This is a genomic window from Prevotella vespertina (genome assembly GCF_009728485.1).
Lineage (GTDB): Bacteria > Bacteroidota > Bacteroidia > Bacteroidales > Bacteroidaceae > Prevotella > Prevotella vespertina.
This window is the reverse complement of sequence record NZ_VVIQ01000001.1, coordinates 215,007-233,670: the sequence shown is the minus strand read 5'-3', so window position 1 is coordinate 233,670 and position 18,664 is coordinate 215,007. Positions and strand designations below refer to the sequence as shown.

The 18,664-nt window shown below is 41.6% G+C and carries 10 protein-coding genes and 1 pseudogene; 9 read left to right on the top strand and 2 right to left on the bottom strand.

The window, feature by feature from the left end; genetic code table 11:
* Positions 1-91: 91 nt before the first annotated feature.
* The 4 genes and pseudogenes from F0475_RS00830 to F0475_RS00815 all read left to right on the top strand — a co-directional run bounded on the left by F0475_RS00830 (position 92) and on the right by F0475_RS00815 (position 5,222).
* A complete protein-coding gene (locus tag F0475_RS00830; protein ID WP_155714982.1) occupies positions 92-1,288 on the top strand; it encodes a serine/threonine-protein kinase in 1,197 nt (398 codons plus the stop codon).
* Between the two features lie 142 nt (positions 1,289-1,430).
* Positions 1,431-2,162, top strand: a complete 732-nt coding sequence (locus F0475_RS00825) for a M15 family metallopeptidase (RefSeq protein ID WP_009435532.1) — start codon at positions 1,431-1,433, stop codon at positions 2,160-2,162.
* A 127-nt stretch (positions 2,163-2,289) separates the two neighbouring features.
* Positions 2,290-3,600: pseudogene (locus tag F0475_RS00820) on the top strand (THUMP-like domain-containing protein).
* A 71-nt stretch (positions 3,601-3,671) separates the two neighbouring features.
* Positions 3,672-5,222, top strand: coding sequence for an endonuclease I family protein (locus F0475_RS00815; RefSeq protein WP_155714981.1), 1,551 nt, complete (start codon positions 3,672-3,674; stop codon positions 5,220-5,222).
* Positions 5,223-5,430: 208 nt separating this feature from the next.
* On the opposite strand, the gene F0475_RS00810 is transcribed toward F0475_RS00815, so the two are convergent.
* Positions 5,431-5,985 carry a DUF3332 domain-containing protein gene (locus F0475_RS00810; protein WP_009435403.1) on the bottom strand — a complete coding sequence of 185 codons (555 nt, stop codon included), beginning with the start codon at positions 5,983-5,985 and terminating at the stop codon, positions 5,431-5,433.
* 56 nt (positions 5,986-6,041) lie between these two features.
* The gene (locus F0475_RS00805) at positions 6,042-7,703 is read right to left on the bottom strand and encodes a DUF6377 domain-containing protein (RefSeq protein WP_155714980.1); all 1,662 of its coding nucleotides are present in this window, start codon (positions 7,701-7,703) and stop codon (positions 6,042-6,044) included.
* Between the two features lie 233 nt (positions 7,704-7,936).
* Between F0475_RS00805 and F0475_RS00800 the strand changes: the two genes are divergently transcribed.
* The 5 genes from F0475_RS00800 to F0475_RS00780 all read left to right on the top strand — a co-directional run bounded on the left by F0475_RS00800 (position 7,937) and on the right by F0475_RS00780 (position 18,635).
* A complete protein-coding gene (locus tag F0475_RS00800; RefSeq protein ID WP_155714979.1) occupies positions 7,937-10,075 on the top strand; it encodes a glycoside hydrolase family 97 protein in 2,139 nt (712 codons plus the stop codon).
* Positions 10,076-10,310: 235 nt separating this feature from the next.
* Positions 10,311-11,867, top strand: coding sequence for a DUF6377 domain-containing protein (locus tag F0475_RS00795; RefSeq protein ID WP_234422923.1), 1,557 nt, complete (start codon positions 10,311-10,313; stop codon positions 11,865-11,867).
* Between the two features lie 787 nt (positions 11,868-12,654).
* Entirely contained in the window at positions 12,655-14,949 is a 2,295-nt protein-coding gene (locus F0475_RS00790) for a leucine-rich repeat domain-containing protein (RefSeq protein WP_155714977.1), read from the top strand.
* Positions 14,946-15,167 carry a hypothetical protein gene (locus F0475_RS00785; RefSeq protein ID WP_009435550.1) on the top strand — a complete coding sequence of 74 codons (222 nt, stop codon included), beginning with the start codon at positions 14,946-14,948 and terminating at the stop codon, positions 15,165-15,167. Before F0475_RS00790 ends, F0475_RS00785 begins: the two co-directional genes overlap by 4 nt.
* Positions 15,168-15,296: 129 nt before the next feature.
* On the top strand, positions 15,297-18,635 hold the full coding sequence (locus tag F0475_RS00780) for a glycoside hydrolase family 66 protein (protein ID WP_155714976.1): 3,339 nt from the start codon (positions 15,297-15,299) through the stop codon (positions 18,633-18,635).
* The last annotated feature ends 29 nt before the right edge of the window (positions 18,636-18,664 follow it).

Sequence of the window (18,664 nt, the reverse complement as noted above, 5' to 3'; positions counted from 1 at the left end):
TAAAAGCCTGTAACTATGCCCTATATCAATTTTTTTTGCTAATTTTGCGCACAGAGATACATATTAAGTTATTTAAGTGCGATAGATATTCATGACAGATAAGAACAATACATCCAACCAGTCTTCATTGACAGCTGAGGCTCCTTTGAAAGCCAGTTACACAGATTACGAGGTTATTCCTTCACACGGATATAGCCTAATTGTGAAATGTCGTAAGGGCGAGCAGACCGTCATCCTCAAAGGTTTAAAGGAAGAGAATAGCAAGCGAACCCTACTAAGAAATGCCTTGAAGCGTGAGTTCAAACAATGTCAACGATTGAACCACACGGGTATTGTGCGTTATCAAGGACTTGTGGAAGTTGACGGCTATGGGCTTTGTATAGAGGAGGAGTTTGTAGAAGGTCACACATTGCAGGCTTATCTTAAAGAACAACACACTGACGATGAGAAGATAGCTATTGTAAATCAGATAGCAGATGCGCTCCGATATGCTCATAACCAGGGTATCGCTCATCGCAACCTCAAGCCTTCTAATATTCTTATCACCGCTCAAGGCAATTACGTGAAGTTGATTGATTTCAGTGTTTTGTCGCTTGATGACGTTAAAGCAACCGCTGACACAACCCGCTTCATGGCGCCAGAACTGAAAGACGAAACCATGACTGCCGACGGAACAGCTGATATCTATTCGCTCGGAACGATAATGAAAGTGATGGGGCTAACGCTTGCTTATAGTGATGTGATTAAGCGTTGTTGTGCCTTCAAGCGCAGTGATCGTTATGCAAACATCGATGAGTTCCTAGCCGATCTCAATCATGAAGGGTCGTCATTCACCATGCCTACAATAGGTAAAGGCACCGTTATGGTGGCTGTGATTGCGGTGCTTGTGATTGTTCTGGGCATTCTGACATATAATTATGGTGGTGCTTTGCTCAATCAAATGGGCAAGATAGATGTCTCATCTGTCTTTAAGTCGGATGAGGAGACAGCTCCTGAAGATAGCGTAAAGGTCACTACTCCTAACGAGCAGACCAACGATAGCACCCATAATGCGGCTCCAATGACAGGGAAACTCGCTTTCCTCAACACAATGAAGCCCGCTCTCTATCACGATTTGGATAACATCTTTGATAAGAACTCAGCCGATAAAGCAAAGTTATCGAAGGCAATCAAGAGTTATTATCGTGGACTTATTCAAGCCAATGATACACTCGACTCTGAGCAAAGAGCTGAACTCGACCGTGTATTCGGTGACTATGTAAAACAAAAGAAAGCTGCTTTGAAATAAGATATAAACGCTATTTCCACAGTGATAGAAATAACAACAGGGCAAGTTCTATGTATTCCTTCAATCAGTCATGGTTGTAAGAAAGCATAGAACCTGCCCTTGTTTTTATTCTTATCAATGGTTTATAAAAGAAAAGAACAGAATGAAGCAAATCTATTACGCACTACTAGCACTATTCCTTTCCACCACTTCTATATATGCACAGAAGCCTGCTACGGATCGTCGCTTGGCTGCTGGTCAATCGATGGAGAGGCAAGGGTTGGTGAATATTAAGCACGTTGTACCCTCAATAAAGGTCGCTTTAATGTATGCACGCACCGATAACTTCTGTAACCGACAGCTCTATCACGACCTTCGTGATGCTTATGTCCTCCCTCGTTGTGCAGAGGCTCTGCGTAAAGCACAAGCAGAATTGAAGCGTCGCAGACCTGACTTGAGTTTATGTATATTTGATGCTACACGCCCAATGAGCGTTCAGCAGACAATGTGGGATGCCGTGAAGAACACATCCAAATACTTCTATGTGTCTAACCCAGCGCATGGTGGCGGTATGCACAACTATGGAATGGCAGTGGATATCAGTATTTGTAAGGCTTCATGGAACGATGCCACATGGCGTGCGGGAGCTGTGCGTTGCCACATAGACACAATCCCTATGGGTGCGAAAGTTGATTACATGGGGGCTGCAAGTCATATAGATAAGGAACAAGGATTACTTGCTCGGGGCGTTATCTCACGTGAGGCACTTGCCAACCGACGGTTACTTCGAGAGGTTATGACCGCTGCTGGCTTCATGCCACTGCGCACTGAATGGTGGCACTTCAACCTTTGTACAAGGGAATGGGCGAAGAGTAACTTGAGAGTGGTTAGGTAGAGAAGCCTCAACAAAAGCCCCAACAAGCCTCACCCCCGCCCCCTCTCCGAATGGAGAGGGGAGTAGATAGTATCATTGGCTATTGTTAGATGGAAAGGGAAAGGTGTATAAGTAAGAACAAAAAGAGATGGTAAAACAGCAAAGGAATACGCTACAACAAGGAGAGTTTCCACTGCCTAAATACGTGCGAGAAGCCCTCGATAAACACAACATACCACTTCCCTCTCCACTCGGAGATGGTACTGGCGTGAGACTCTTAGCTCTTCAAGCGCATAACTATCCTGACATTGATATGCCCTTCTTGCTTAATCAGCTCACAGGATGGCTGAAGGCGCACACCAAGTTGCCCTCATGGGCTGCACAAGAGGATATTATCTATCCGCCACATCTATCTATGGAGCAGTGCTCAAGCGAGCAGACTGCATTGTATAAAGCTAACTTATTAGAGGAACTGAGTGGCTCTCATGCAACTTCTTCACCCACTCGCTTTGTTGATCTCACGGGTGGTTTCGGTGTCGACTTCTCGTTTATTGCACGCAACTTCACCCATGCCACCTACGTAGAACAGCAAGAACAGCTATGCAAAGTGGCACAACATAACTTCAAGGTGTTAGGTTTGAGTCAGGTAGAAGTGGTCAATACAGATGGCACGGAATACCTCCATCAAATGCAACCTGTCAATGTTATCTTCCTCGATCCAGCACGTCGTAATGAGCAAGGAGGTAAGACTGTACTGATAGAAGACTGTTCTCCTGACGTATTGACACTAGAGAAGGAACTCCTAGAGAAGGCAGACACCATTGTTCTGAAGCTCTCGCCAATGCTTGATTGACACCGAGCTGTAAACGAACTAAACGTTATTGGCAACGTTATACGTGAGGTTCACATCCTCTCTGTGCGCAATGAATGTAAGGAGTTGCTGATAGTTATGCGACAAGTAAAGGCTATGACTGGTGCAACAATAGCCTTAGATTCTCCACTCCGTGTCGTTTGTGTGAATGATGGTGAGGTCGTTTCCTATTATGAAGAAGAGACAGCAGGCATCTTACCGAGCATTCTTTCAACCGCGCCTACAGCTGGTCAATATCTCTATGAGCCTAATGCTTCACTGATGAAAGCAGGTTGTTTTGCCCTAATCAGTCGTCGTTATGAGGTTTCTGCACTAAGTGCAAATTCTCATTTATTTGTCTCCAATAGTCTTATAGAGCACTTCCCAGGTCGCAGTTTCCGCCTTGTAGCCGTCTCATCATTTAATAAGAAGGAGTTACGTCGCACCTTATCAGCTATCAAGAAAGCTAATCTTGCCGTGCGCAACTTCCCTATGAGCGTTGCAGACTTGCGTAAGAAACTCAAGATAAAAGAAGGAGGAACAGATTATCTCTTCGCTACTACCGATGCAAATAACAATCATCTCTTACTCTTATGTGCGAAGGTGTGAGTGATAAACAACGATGATCTCCTTGTAAAAAAGTAATTATCATTATTCATCAAAATAAACCAATAAGAACTATGAACAGGTTATTAAAAATGGTCGTCGCCACGACATTGATAGGAATCTCTATGTCGGCGAATGCCATCGATCGCCAAAGTCTTAAACAGTATGCCGCTTCTTTAAAAGGACTAAAGAAGGAGCAACTAAAGAATGCACTGCACACTCTGATGGACAAAAAGGCTGTCTTGAAGTATGGCAGTGGTAACAATGGTACATGGTGGGGCTTTTGGTACACCGATCGTGACCCTAAAAACAATGAATGTTACAACCGTTATAGCGACAAGAAGTTCTACTTCGTCGACCACAGCGGAGTAGCTATTGCAGACATGAACATCGAACACTCGTTCCCAAAGAGCTGGTGGGGAAAAGAGAAGAATGATGCTTGGTGCGACCTTTATAACCTCTATCCATCTGATGCAAAGGCTAACAGCGATAAGAGCAACTACCCGATGGGTGTAGTTGTAAAGGTTACTAAGCCTGCTGGAGAAGGCTATGATAAGGTTGGAACAGGCTATGCAGATGGACAACTCATCAAGATGTGGGAGCCAGGCAACCATTTCAAAGGTGAGTTCGCACGCAGTTATCTGTACATGGCGACCACTTATCAGCACCTAAAATGGGTGAAGACGGGACTGCAAAGCCTTGAGAATAACAGCTGGCCAACGCTTAGGGAGTGGGCTTATAAGCTCTACCTCAAGTGGAGCAAGCAAGATCGTGTAGACCAACAAGAGATTGATCGCAACAATGCAGCAGCCAAGATACAGAATAATCGTAACCTCTTTATCGATTATCCAAACCTCGCTGAATATGTTTGGGGTGATAGTGTGGATGTTGCTTTCAACCCCGATCTATCTATAACGACGGCTTCTGACGATGCACGTTATACTGGTGCAATCGTCACACCAACTAATCCAAGTGAAGAGCCAGGTACTCCTGGGGGTGGAGAAGACGATCAAGTAACTCCTAAAGAGAATAAGACTTTTGTGAAAGCTACGGCAGTTCCCGCTGTTAATACACAGTTCCTTCTTGTTGTAAAGGTAGGTGAGAACCTCTTTGCCGGTCAGACCGTTCAGGGTAAAAAGAGCTACGGTTATCTAAATGGATCAGTAGTAACAACTAAGAAAGAGATTATCTTTACTTCCGATGAAAACCTATTCTTTACATTAGAACAGGCTGCGGGTGGTTACTACATCAAGGACACTAAGGGGCGTTACTTCTATCAGGATGGCAAGTACAAGAACTTTAATGTAGTCAACTCAACCGATAAGGCAACTATATGGACAGTCACTCCAAATGCCGACGGAACATTTGTTATCACAAGTTCTGATGGTCACGTCGTACAGTACTCAACGCAATATAAGTCGTTTGGAGCATATAAACCAGCAAGCTCTGGGAATCTTTCTCCAATGCTATATGTATATGATGCAACAGCAGGAATATCAACACTTAATGTTGTCAAGAGTGATGATAAAAACGTTTATAACCTGCAAGGAGCACGTATGCCAAAGGATGCGCAGCTCGCACCGGGTATCTATATCCGTGGTGGAAAGAAGTTTGTTGTAAGATAGATCGTCGGTTTTAATTCCCCGTTCTATGCGTATATAAAAAGAGAGAAAGGCGTCTTCTCCATTTAACAAGGGCGTTTCCTTGCATGGAGAAGAGCCTTTCTTTAGTATCAAGAGAGCCTCTCTTGAAAAACCATCCAGCCATCCCTTGAGGGGAAAGTGGCTACTGGATGCTATGATATAGTATGTTGATACAACCTAGCCAATCGACTTATCGTCTTGCCATGAAGTATGTTGTACCAGCTTGAGCCTGCTGAACTTCTAATAAACCAGATGCATCTGGCGTTACATCAACAGTCAAACCATTATTCAAGAAAGCCTTAACAGAACCATTACCATTAAACTGGATCACCTTTTGTTCTTTGCCTTCTGCATTCATATACCACGTGTTCTCTTGCTTATTGTACGTGAAGTAATAGACCTGACCATCGGGTTTTGTGATCTCATAACCATTCTCCAAGTACTTAACAGCGTACATTAAGCCATCGTCACCCTTGATGTTTCGAACCTTACCAACACGATTGGCAACAGGGTTATCACCGGTCCAGAACTCAATAGAGTTGAGTACTAACGTATCCGCAGCACCGCAGAATGCGTATGCAGGAGATATTACTAAGAAGATAATCTCATTGATGAACTTTGACTTAGTGGCGTGTTTATTCCACTGCGCAAGCTTGTTGAACAAGGCAAATGAACCTACACAAGAACTCATGAGGGTAGCTGCAACGAGCAAACTAACCATTGTTTTAATACCTTTTGTTGTCATACTTTTTGTTTTAAAGTGAATATTAATAATGTTGTTAACCTGTTTGTTGTTTCTAATTAGTCGTTTCCAATGACGCTACAAAGTTTTGATACTTCTGCTTCAAAGTTCGTTTTATCGATGGCTTTGGCTTTAAGTGCAGAGCGATAGTTGTATATTGTCTGTGGAGAATAGAACAGTAAATCAGCTATCTCGGCACTCTCTTTTACGCCAAGGCGTATGAGAGCCATGATACGTTGGTCTGTTGTTAGCTCGTTGGAATGGGTGTTTTTTATCTGACAATCCGCTTTTAGTAATGCGTTTAACTCCTTTGTGAATGTTGGATAGAGGTCTAGAAACGCCTTGTCAAAGCGTGAGAGGAATGTAGAAGCATCCTCTTCGGACAGTCGACCAGATGAGAGTTGACTCAAGAGTTCGCTTGTTTGGTTTGCTTTTATCTTCCTTTTTACCAGCGTCTGTTGCTGTTTTAGTCTTGTAATGTACTTTGCACAAAGGTCAATATATAGCTTTGCCAATCCTTCCCGTTTGCGGTTTGTGTCTATTAATAGGGCATTTAGCTTATGTAACTGTGTGTTTAAGCCTTTCTGTCGAGTGTTAAGTTCCGACAAACTATCATTGTTCTTTTGTAATTCTCGCTGTTGTAAACGCAGTCGTTTGGTCTGTTTTACAATATACGTGATGGCTACGAGTAGGAAAATTAGGAGCAATGAGATGGCAATGATAGCAATCATCTGCACTCGATTACGCGTGTTTAATGTCTGTTGATAGCTGTTGACAATGACTGGTAACTTATTAGATATCTCTATAATACGTAGTCGGTTGTTATAGAAACGAGCATCTTCAAGTGACTTTTGAATATACTCCTGTGCTCGATCAATTCGGTTTTTATCATGCTCAAAGATGTACATGGCAAGCGTTTGTAAGGCGTAATTCTCCATCGTACAGTTCTCTGCATCAGCAATGCTGGACAATAGAAGAAACCTTTCTTGCTGATCCGTTCGCCCTTCATTGGCGTAGCTTCCTGACAAGGCAAAGCATGCCATAGCATAAAAGCGTGAATCAGTGGGCAAGAGGCTAGCTGCTTTTAGATAATGAGAACGTGCTTTCTTGGGATCGTTAAGTACAAACACGCAATATTCCCCATAGTAGTATTCGTAAGTTCTTGCGGTTTCATCGCAATAATCCATTGCTTTAATCAATGCCTGCTTAGCCTTCTCACGATGGATGGGAGCGTATTTCTGGTCATTACAAAAGTCTGCCCAATAGGTGTGAATACGAAAGATAGAGAAGTAAAAGTCGAACTTTTGTGTTCTATCCAGCGCTGTTGTATCCACTAAACTTATGGTTTCTATAGCCTCACTGTATAATCCGCCGATAGAAAGAAGCTCTGCTTTATGAATGACATTGCTGTTATAATAATATGTATTCGCTGTTTCCTTTGCTAAGTCAATGCCTTTGTCGAGGTAAGTCATTGCTGAATCAAATTGGAAAACATAGTATTCTTGATAAAGCAAGTCGTATGTCTGCAATCGTTTTAAGGTCTTTTCTTCTGTGAGAAGTCTTTTTTTTATTCGGTTAATAGTCTCATTTTTCCTTTTAATATGAGCTGTTTGATGACTCAAGAGAAGGTCTAACTGCTCTTGTAAATGTTGTGTGTCATTGTCAGCAAAGAGACCTGTTGGCAATGCTAGTAAGGATATGTATAAAAGTAATTTGCGCATCTTTTAATCTCTTCTGACTGCAAAGATAATACATTACTATCAATTAAGAGATATCTACTTAATATAATTATTATGTTAATGCAAAGGCTTGATTGCTAATGTCTTAAACGATAATACTTGTCGAAATTGTCTACTTATCAACTACTCAAAGAACCTTTTATTCACTTTTTTAGCTATCTTTGCAAGTAAAGATAATTAAAAATTAAAATCCAATTAATACTTTTAACAAAACAATGAAGAGATTCAATATTGCCCTTATGGGGCTTTTGATGGGTATGGCAAACCTTGCTTCTGCGCAGACGGTCACGTCTCCTAATGGTAAGATTGCTGTTAAGTTCTCACTTACAGGAAATGGTGTGCCAACTTATGAGATGACTTACAAAGGTAAGGAAGTTGTTAAACCGTCTCATCTTGGTCTAGAACTAGCAAAGGACAAGCATGCTAGTAAGGGGATGGATGAGACTAGTTTGATGGATGGTTTTCAGACAACTAACACAAAGACAACCACCTTTGATGAGACATGGAAACCTGTTTGGGGAGAGACTTCAACGATTCGTAACCATTATAACGAGCTTGAGGTAGACCTTAACCAACCGAGTAGTAAGCGTGACATCATTATTCGTTTCCGTGTTTATGACGATGGAATGGGCTTGCGTTATGAGTTCCCAGAACAGAAAGAACTAAATTACTTTGTTATAAAAGAGGAACATACGCAGTTCGCAATGGCTGGTGATCACACTGCATGGTGGCTCCCTGGAGACTATGACACACAAGAGCAAGAGACGCAGGAGAGCAAGCTCTCTGAGATACGCTCACGTTTCCATGATGCTGTGAATTGGAGTAACTCTTCTGTAGGAGTGTTCTCTGAAACGGGCGTTCAGACCTCTTTACAGATGAAGTCAAACGATGGTCTCTACATTAATATACATGAGGCTGCATGTGAGAACTACGCTACGATGCACCTTAACTTGGATGATAAGAACATGGTGTTTGAGTCTTGGTTGACTCCAGATGCTACTGGTTTGAAAGGCTTCATGCAGACACCTTGCACAACACCTTGGCGTACGGTCATGGTGAGCGATGATGCTCGTGATATGTTAGCAAGCAACTTGATTCTCAATCTCAATGAACCATGTAAGATTGAAGACACCTCTTGGATTCATCCAACTAAGTACTGCGGTGTATGGTGGGAAATGATTGCTGGTGGTAAGTCATGGGCTTACACCGATGATTTCAACTCTGTTAAGCTCGGTCAAACAGACTATGCTCATGCCAAACCAAACGGTCATCACCCTGCAAACACAGCCAACGTGAAGAAGTATATAGACTTTGCTGCAGCGAACGGATTGGACCAAGTGTTGGTAGAAGGCTGGAATATCGGTTGGGAAGACTGGTTCGGACACTGGAAACAAGATGTGTTTGACTTCGTAACTCCCTATCCTGACTTTGATATAAAGGCTCTTAACGAGTACGCCCATTCGAAGGGTGTGAAGCTGATGATGCACCATGAGACCTCTTCAAGTGCTCTTAACTATGAGAGACACCTAGAAGATGCGCTCAACCTGATGAATAAATACGGTTATGATGCAGTAAAGACTGGATATGTCGGAGACATCATTCCACGTGGTGACCATCACTATTCTCAATCGATGAACAACCACTATATGCATGTAATTAAGGAGGCTGCAAAGCACCATATCATGGTGAATGCACATGAGGCAACGCGTCCTACAGGTCTTTGTCGTACTTATCCAAACATGGTGGGCAATGAGTCTGCACGTGGAACAGAGTACGAAGCGTTCGGAGGAAGCGACCCTAACCACACTGTTATATTGCCTTTCACACGCTTACAAGGCGGTCCTATGGATTACACTCCGGGTATCTTAGAGACTCAACTGTCTACTTGGTGCAGCAACAAGAGCTGGGTTCACACCACACTCGTTGGTCAGCTCGCTCTTTACCTAACCATGTATAGTCCATTGCAGATGGCTGCCGACCTTCCAGAGAACTATCAGAAGTACAACGATGCGTTCCAGTTTATTAAGGATGTAGCCGTTGACTGGGACGATAGTCGTTATCTTGAGGCAGAACCTGCACGCTATATTACAGTTGCAAGAAAGGCTAAAGGCACCAATAACTGGTTCATCGGAGGTAAGACGGGACTTGCTGCTCATACGAGCAACATCAAGTTAGACTTCCTAGACAAGGGTCGCAAATATGAAGCAACCATCTATGCTGATGCTAAGGATGCCGATTATGAGAAGAATCCAAAGGCGTATACTATCACGAAGCGTAACGTTAAGAAGGGGGATGTTCTTAAGTTACAAGAGGCTCGCGGAGGTGGTTTTGCCATCAGTATCAAGGCTCTTTAAGGAGGGTGAATACACATTGAAGTGTAGCTAAATAATAGCAAGTCGCATGACTTATGCAGTTTTCTTGGGACTGACTTCATGCTGACATAAGTGTTGCGACTTGCCTTTTTCTCCCCTTTCTGATAGACTAATTCTCATAAAAAAGCAAACTTTTTTAACCCAAGCATACTAAATACTCGAATGCTACGTATATATATTAATGAGAGATTTTAAGCCCAAATTAATCGTGATGAGAATGAGAAGAATCTTTATCTTAGGTGCATTCTTATGTGTTACCTCGCTTATGAAAGCACAGTTGTATGCGCCTACACTAGATGACCTTGATAAGGTTCTTGCTGCTTCTGAACAGTATGATAAGCAGTTTGAACATAATATTGAGAAGGTAAAAAAGCAATTTCATGCTGCCAAAACAAAGCAGAAAAGATATGACTTGACCGATAAACTCTTCAACTTATACATCTCTTATTCCGTCGACTCTGCCATTGTCTACGCTGAAAAGAAGCTACAACTGGCTAAGCAGATGAACAATAAAAGAGATATAGGGGACGCTAAACTCAATCTTGCCTACCTATTTATAAAAGGTGGACAGCTCAAGGATGCAAGTGACTTAGTTGAATCTATTCAACGAGATGAGCTTGTGCCGAGTCTTTCCTTTTACTATTTTTCAACACGAAAGACGCTCTATGACAACCTTGCCGATGCTGCATTAACTCCATGGCAACGCAAACAATACACCCAACTAGCTGAAGTTTGCAACGATTCTATCATCGCTCATAGCAAGAAAGTGGATATTTGGTCACGTGCGGAGAAGTTTGTTAACCATCATCAAGACGAACAGGCGAAGCAGATTCTACTTGAGGCTTATGCCAAGTTAAAGCCTTACGACAGGCAGATGGGCTTTGTTGCCTACTCATTAGCAGAGATATACAGACGCCAGAAGGAGGTTGATGAGCAAAAGAAGTTCCTCATTGCAGCCGCAATCTCCGATATTCACAACTCCGTTAAGGAGTATCTTGCGTTACAGGAATTGGCTACCCTTCTCTTTGAAGAGGGCGATAACAAGCGCGCCTACGCCTATATGGGGCGAGCTTTGGACGATGCCGTCTTCTGTAATGCACGTCAACGTACAATCGCAATGGCTGATGTTTGGCCTGTTATTCAGAAGTCGCACGAGCGGGAAAGCGCCTCTCGAACACTTTGGTTAACAATAGGATTGATACTTATCAGTCTGTTGTCTGTATTCCTCATTGTGATGATATTCTATATTAATCGTCGCCTCAAAGAGTTGAAAGAAACACGTAAGCTCCTCTCAACAACCAATGAGCAACTCAAGGAATCGAACCATATTAAGGACGAATACATCACTCGATTCCTTAACCAATGTTCAATGTATATTGATAAACTCGACACTTATCGCAAGCATATCTATCGACTTTTCTCTGCTGGCAAACGTGCAGAACTGATGGAAACACTCAAGTCGCAAGAGTTTGTCGATCGAGAGTTAGAGTTCTTCTATGCTACCTTTGATGAAACGTTCCTTGGGCTTTTCCCCAACTTTGTAGAAGACTTTAATGCCTTACTAAAGCCTGATGAGCAAATCATACCGAAGCAATCAAGACGTCTATCAACCGACTTGCGTATCTTTGCACTCATACGTCTTGGTGTGAAGGAAAACGAGTTGATCTGTTCGTTCCTGCGTTGTTCTAAGGCTACTGTCTATGCTTATCGCTCGCGTGTGCGCCTTAAATCATTATGTCCTGATAAGTTTGATGAACAGGTGATGAGGCTTTAATCGTATCTAACATTTGATAAATTAGATAATCGCCACAACTCTTATTATATGTAAAAGAGTTGTGGCGATATTCTTTTTGTCCCTTTTCATCGGTTAATTTAATGCCTCTTAGTCGAATGAAATATGCCCCTTTCTTATAGTGTAAACCATCGGTAATCATCGTGTAAACGCTCATACGTTATAAAAAATAATCTAATTTTATTAGAAGATTGGTTTGTTTTAAAGCAACTTTTAGACTATTTTTCCATTTAAAAAAGTATCTTTAGAGATAGAGACGATATTCTTTAGCCATTTTAAATATGCTCTTTTATTATAGTAAATACCACTAGAAGCGTTCTTGTAAGCCTTTTCTATAATCCTTACTTGTCAATTGTTTTTCTTAGAAATATAGTATTTAACCTGTGAAGATAGTTTAATATCTCATTCATAAAAGTATTTGATTTTAGCTAAAAAACACTTGGTAATAGGTCTAATAACATTATGTTATACTTATAAAATATGGTTTTTATAAATCGCTAAGTACTTAATAATCAGTTATTATACCCTTTAAAGCATTTGTATTAATACAATAGATATATTTGATATAAGCATATCTTTTTGTAACTTTGCACGTGTAAAAAAAGCGAGAGAACTATTAATGTTATAAAAAGTTGACATGTGATCAAGGGTACAAAGAGGACTATTTTCTAGGATGTAATAATCATTTAAACATTTATTTATCACACGACATCCAGCCAATGCGTGCCTATCAATCACCAAGAAAACTTAAAATTAAAATTTAAAACAAATGAAGAGAAAATTACTTCTGGCGTTGTTTGCAATCATCTCACTAGGATGTTTTGCAGACTCTCAACCAACAGATGTTGAGCGAAGAACCAACTTGTTTGTGGACAATGGTATGCTGTTTAGTATCCAGAAATTCGTGAGTACTAGTTCACAAGACAATGCTGTTGAGTTCTGTGGTTGGACTACTTTGACTGATTTGAGCACTGATGCGAAGAAGGATGCTGCTTTGGCTGATGCGCAGAATAATGCCATTAGTAAGGTAGGAGCAGTTACTATTCCTGAAACAGTAACAGCTGCTGTTACTTACGGGGGGGTACTTCAAGGTTCTGCTACTTATAAGGTTACCATGCTTCGTGCTAACCTTTTCCGCGCAGCAAGCTCTGGTGTTACAAGCCAGATAACCAAGATTACAATCCCAAAGACAGTTGAGCACATTGAATCACGTTGTTTTGATCAATGTGAGAACATGACTGAATTTGTTATTGAAGGTGCTACTGATGGTACTTCTCAGTTGAAGGAGATTGACTCACATGCATTCTTAAACTGTAAGAAGTTGGCATCTATCACGCTTCCAAATACAGTAACTTACTTAGGCGATGATGATCCTAACTCTATTGAAGGTGGTGTGTTTGAAGGCTGTGAGTCGCTTACCTCTTTCACATTCCCAAGTAGTTATGCTTCACGTAACTTGCCAAGTTTTACCTTCAAGAATTGTACGAACTTAGCAACTATCAATTGGAATGGTTATAATCCAAAGCGTTTAAACAAGAATGCATTCGAGAATTGCGATAAAATCACATGGTCTCAAGTTCCTCAATCTGTAGAGGAGTTAGGCGATAACTGCTTCTATATCTGTGATGCTTTGACGTCTGTTGACCTCTCAAGAATCAAGAAGATGGACACAGGTGTGTTCTGGGGGACACCTTTAACATCTGTTGAATGGCCTGCAGCTGTAACTGAAATTCCTGCAAATACATTCTGGGCTTGTGGTCAACTAACAACTATCAAAGGTATTCCTGGGCAGCCAGGTGCATGGGATAACATCACTAAGATTGGTGCAAATGCATTCAATATGTGTGCTGCTTTGACTACTATTAAGTTGCCAGCAGAGCTTAAGACAATTGATGCGCAGGCTTTCCGAAGCTGTGATCATTTAGCTACAGTAGACTATGGTACTAAGGTTGAAACTATCGGTGACGGTGCTTTCTGGTCTACTGGTGCATTGAAGAAGTTCTTCTTCAAGGGTTCTGTTAAGACACTTGGTGCTGATGCTTTCCGAGAGAGTGGACTTACTTGTGTTCACCTCAAAGGTGATATGACTATCGGTAAAGGGGCTTTCATGGACTGTAAAAGCTTGAAGTACGTAGAGTTCCCTGCTACATCTTTAGCTACTCAGCCATTGACTTATGTGGCAGAAAGCATGTTTGCAGGTTGTACAAGTCTGCCTTTCATCACTCTTCCATCTACTGTAACAGAGATAAAGGCTAACGCTTTCAATGGTTGTTCACACTTGAATTACGTTAATATCTTGGCTGAAACTCCAGCAACATTAACTACTAACGCATTTGATAACACACCAAAGAATGTCTATGTAAAGGCAAGTAAGTTGTCTGATTATCGGTCAAATGCTGATTGGAACACACTCAACTTGAAGGATACTTACGAGCAGACATTGAATACAAAGTATGCTACTTTCACACACGACTTCCCTGTAGACTTTGTTGCAGCTAATGGTCGTGATGCTATGGAAGCTTACGTAGGTAAGAGCACATACAAGGTTACGCAGCCTACAAAGATTCAGAAGATATTGAAGATGACAAAGGCTACTTCAATAGCAGCCAACGAAGGTGTTATCCTTGCTGGTACACCTAATACTACTTACACCTATCGTATCGCAGAGTCAGCTGTTGCTAAGCTCGCTGATAACAAGGTAATGCCTGTTCGCGAAGATACTCTTCTTTATCAGACAGAGACAGATGGTAAGAGTAACTGGACACTACAGTCTGATTATAAGTTGCACTTAACTCAGGACGCAAAGACCATCTACTGTGGTAGAGCTTACGTTCATGAAACCAACGAGCCAGGTGTTCAAGGAGCAAAGTCAGTAGTCTTCGGTTTAAGTCTTGACGATGAAGATGGTAATATGACCAACGATGCTACAGGTATCGAAAGCATTGATGCAGCAGGTAAGGCTGATGAAGACAATGTTTACTATACCATTTCAGGTGTTCGAGTAGTGAACCCAACAGAGAAAGGTGTATATATTAAGAATGGCAAAAAAGTTATTGTACGATGAAAAAGAACTATGTTAGTCCTGTCACAGAACAGGTAGAGATAAAGCTAGAGAAGCATTTGTTAGACTTGTCATTTGATGATACTCCAGCAGATCCAGGTACTGCTCTCGGTAAGAAACATGTATTTGATGACATGGACGATGACTATTCAGATAGAGTGAATGTAACATCAGGTGGTGACGTATATGTGGGTAACCGCAGGTCACTATGGGATGATTAAATATTAGAACTAAATTTATATTGAAAGGGCATTGCCACGTGTCTAGCCTAAAGGGGTTAGTGTGTGGCGATGCTTTTTATATTTAATAAGGTGGTAATTCATCATAGTTTTAATGAGAAAGGATAATTAATGAGATTGAAACGATTACTTTTTTTGTGTACAGCATTACTATCGTTTACAACGTCGTTTGCTGATGATTTTGTGCAAAATAGCATTAAATACACAACTAGTTCGGATAAGACTGTAACGTTGGTGGATGGTAAGTCTACCAGTGGTGACGTTGTAATACCATCCAGTGTAAGGTATGGTAAAAATGATTATGCGGTTACAGTCATTGAACACAATGCTTTCCAGGGGAATAACTCGATTACATCTGTGATTATTCCTAGTTCTGTTAACAGTATTGGTTATAGTGCTTTCAATGCTTGTAAGAACCTTCGTTCCGTAACAGATGCGTCAAGCAATGCTAATATGCAGGGCTATGAATACACTGATTGTTCCAATCTTCAATCAGTCACATTGTCTGGTTCCTTACAAACGATTGGTTATCGTTCCTTTGCCAACACTGGGTTAACATCCTTGGTGTTGCCTGCCAATGTGAAAGAGATTGGTGGACAAGCCTTCCAAGATTGCCAACACTTGACACAGGTGCAGTTTGATAGCCGTTTAGAAGTTATCAAGGATCATGCCTTTAAGCAGACGGGACTTATAATTTTGGAGCTTCCTAGTGGTGTTAATGAGATTGGAGAATGGTCGTTTGAAGGTTGTCAAAACTTGAAGAAGGTAGTCTTGCCACTTCGAGCAACAGCCTTAGGAACAGGTAGTTTCTTCCATTGTACATCATTGGAATCAGTTGTTATTCCAGGTAATATCACCACTTTCAATGACAATACCTTTAATGGTTGTAGCCGTTTATCGGCTGTTTATTATTTAGGTGATAACCAACCTAGCGTTAATCAATACACTTTTGCGGGTGTTGATAACAAATTCAACTTCTATGTGAAACCATCTGCTTTGGCAAACATAAGGGGTGTTGCTTATATATCAGATAAGGTGAAGGATAGCTTCCCCTATCAACAAAGAAGTAAGTATGCCACCTTCTCAAGTGAATTTGCAGTTGATTTCGCTTCTGTGAATGGCTTGAAAGCATATATCGCAAAGGGTGTTGGTGAGAATAACTCAGTCAACTTGCTTCCTGTTACGACTGCTGGTGCAGGTACTGGACTAGTTATTGAGGCTACACCAAACACTGTTTATCAACTCCGTTTGGCTGATAATGATACTCACTATGACGACAATGCCCTCCATGTAGCAACTAGTGAGATTGCCAACAATGCAACGATTCAGTATAAGGCTGACCTTACTTACCTTTCTAACCCAGTTGATTTGACAACTGATAAGGTACGTTATGAGCCTAATAGCACTGTTACTTTCACAACTAAGTATGCTTTCCCAGATGGAGCAAAGGTGCGTTATCTACATGGAAATAAGGTTGTCGCCACTGCAGATATCAGTGGAAAGACCTCATGGACATGGAAGGTTCCTGCTGATAACTTCACTGGTTATCTTGCAGAAGTGTATACTACAGTAGGTACAACTGACAATGTTTATGCAACAATAGGTATTGATGTCTCAACGGAATGGGGTCGTTTCCCACGTTATGGATTTGTTTCTCACTACGATGCAAGCAAGACGCTAGATAAGGTAAAGGGAGAGGTTGCTATGCTCAATCGCTATCACATGACTGGTATTCAGTTCTATGATTGGCAATGGCAACACCATATTCTATTCCCTCAAGGCGCTACACAGTGGAAAGATATTGGTTTGCGTAATGTCTATAAGTCGTCAATCGATAACTACATCAACCAGTTGCATGGTGTAGGAAGCAAGTGTATGTTCTATGACTTGATATATGGTGTGACTGGAAACATGAATGGCAACACACCAGAAACACCTGACAATCTTGATAAAGACGGCGTTAGCAGTGATTGGGGATGGATCGACTTGCATGAAAAGAAAGGTGGTGGTTACGATCTCCATCAGTATCAGTATCCTCTTGGTAGTTGGCCGAGCATATACGTAATGAACCCTGGAAATCAGAATTGGGTAAACTATCTTGCTGGTTCTATCAATAAGGTTTATCAGAACTTTGGCTTTGATGGTTATCACATCGACCAGTTGGGGCATCAACGTGATGCTTATTACGTTAACTTGAAGAGTAAGAAAGTGAACGGAAAGAAGGTTTATACTGATGGTGACCGCCGTAACACGAATGACTTTGAGGGCTATTTTGCTAACTTCATCAACCGCATGAAGGCGGATAACCACAATAAGTATCTTGTGATGAACGCTGCTTCAAGCTTCGGAGGACCAAACATTGTGGGTACAAAGAACGTTGAATTTGGTTATAATGAGATGTGGGGAGGGGACGACTACTACTGGAATTATCGCAAGATCATACAGGATAACCGTCGTAACAATGGTAAGAACACCTTTAATACAGTGTTCGCTGCCTATTTGCATTGCCGCAATGGTCGCCCAGGAGAGCTTCGCTTGAGTAGTGCTTTGATGGGAGAAGCTACAATCTTTGCCCTTGGTGGGTCAAGAATAGAGCTTAGTGGAGACCACATGTTGTTCACGGAATACTTCCCAGATGACACTCGTCCAATGTCAAGTAAGCTGCAAAAGTCAATCATTCACTACTATGATTTCCTTACAGCATACGAGAATTACTTGCGAGATAACAATGCGGAAACGACTGTAAGTATGACGATGGATGGCAAGCAAGTGGCAGCTTGGGATCTCTCTAACCCTGATCCTAGTCTAAACGAACATCCAGAGAAGCAGACAATAGGACCTAAGCCTTACATGGTGAACACTTACAGCACCAAGAAGGGGGATGTTACAACAATCCAGTTGTTGAACTATAGCAATGTTTCAAGGGACAACTTTAATATTCGCGACTTGTCAGAAACAATGCCATTGCCTAATGTCTTGAACAATAAGAAGATTGTACTTGACGATGCGCAGCCTGTTGCACGTATTTGGGTTGCTAGCCCTGACCGTCTTGGTGGTGCTCCACAAGAGTTAGACTTCACACAGAGTAGCGGTAAAGTAACGTTTACCTTACCTTCTTTGGAGTATTGGACAATGGTTGTTGTAGAGCATGGTCAGAAGTCAGTAGACAATAGTTCTCGTATTAAGAACTATGTCTTGAGTGGTGAGAGTTTCTCTTTGGCACAGCAGAATAGCCTTGTTGCGGGTGATGTTTATTTGTCTTTCCCTGCTTCACTTGTGTCAGCAACGACAAACGTAATGCCTTTGAAGATGGTTACAGAAGGTATTAAGAGCCTTACTAATGTGTGTGGCAATAGTTCAGATGACTATTACACGTTATCAGGAATAAAGCTACAAAAGCCTTCGAAAGGTGTTTACATTCATGATGGTAAGACTATTGTTGTGAAGTAAAGTAAACCATTAGATTGATAAATCCCCCT

Bases quoted from the DNA above. Each gene is read 5' to 3' on its own strand.
- F0475_RS00830 (WP_155714982.1), top strand. From the start codon at position 92: ATGACAGATAAGAACAATACATCCAACCAGTCTTCATTGACAGCTGAG.
- F0475_RS00825 (WP_009435532.1), top strand. From the start codon at position 1,431: ATGAAGCAAATCTATTACGCACTACTAGCACTATTCCTTTCCACCACT.
- F0475_RS00815 (WP_155714981.1), top strand. From the start codon at position 3,672: ATGAACAGGTTATTAAAAATGGTCGTCGCCACGACATTGATAGGAATC.
- F0475_RS00810 (WP_009435403.1), bottom strand. From the start codon at position 5,985: ATGACAACAAAAGGTATTAAAACAATGGTTAGTTTGCTCGTTGCAGCT.
- F0475_RS00805 (WP_155714980.1), bottom strand. From the start codon at position 7,703: ATGCGCAAATTACTTTTATACATATCCTTACTAGCATTGCCAACAGGT.
- F0475_RS00800 (WP_155714979.1), top strand. From the start codon at position 7,937: ATGAAGAGATTCAATATTGCCCTTATGGGGCTTTTGATGGGTATGGCA.
- F0475_RS00795 (WP_234422923.1), top strand. From the start codon at position 10,311: ATGAGAAGAATCTTTATCTTAGGTGCATTCTTATGTGTTACCTCGCTT.
- F0475_RS00790 (WP_155714977.1), top strand. From the start codon at position 12,655: ATGAAGAGAAAATTACTTCTGGCGTTGTTTGCAATCATCTCACTAGGA.
- F0475_RS00785 (WP_009435550.1), top strand. From the start codon at position 14,946: ATGAAAAAGAACTATGTTAGTCCTGTCACAGAACAGGTAGAGATAAAG.
- F0475_RS00780 (WP_155714976.1), top strand. From the start codon at position 15,297: ATGAGATTGAAACGATTACTTTTTTTGTGTACAGCATTACTATCGTTT.